At 64.8% G+C, this 495-nt stretch carries 1 pseudogene; it reads right to left on the reverse strand.

Features of this window, described 5'->3' with window-relative positions:
- Window positions 1-137: 137 nt before the first annotated feature.
- Window positions 138-495: pseudogene (locus tag ACFE86_RS02595) on the reverse strand (hypothetical protein); the annotation flags it as partial.

A 495-nucleotide genomic window follows, 5' to 3' on the forward strand; every position in this document is an offset into this window, starting at 1 on the left:
ACGCCAACCCAAAGCCCTTCCGCTGGACCAAACCCGCCGACGACATCCTCGCCTCTATCCAGCGGTTCTGCCACCGGACGATCCAGGTCGGAGAGATTACGGAATCAGGACACTAGAAGAAGACGGGCTCACCCCCTTCACAAGCGAACATCGCGAGCGGCGTTCACCTTGATCTGGAGTCTTGCGGCGTTGACGAGGTTGACGTCGCGCGCGGCCCTGAGCCGTGTGCCCTCGGTCGCGAGGCGGTGAATGGTTTGTTCGAGACTTTGGATCGTGGCCTGTCGCTGAGCAATTGCCGCACGCAGATCCGCGATCTGAACCTCGGTGACCTCCCGCTCGGCGCCCTGCGTCTGCGTGAGATCAGCCACCTGAACGGCGAAAGCCTCCCGCTCGGCGGCCTGCGCCTGCGCGAGATCAGCCACCCGAACGGCGAAAGCCTCACGCTCGGCGGCCTGCGCCTGCGCGAGATCAGCCACCCGAACGGCGAAAGCCTCC

This window comes from uncultured Methylobacterium sp. (assembly GCF_964244095.1).
GTDB lineage: Bacteria > Pseudomonadota > Alphaproteobacteria > Rhizobiales > Beijerinckiaceae > Methylobacterium.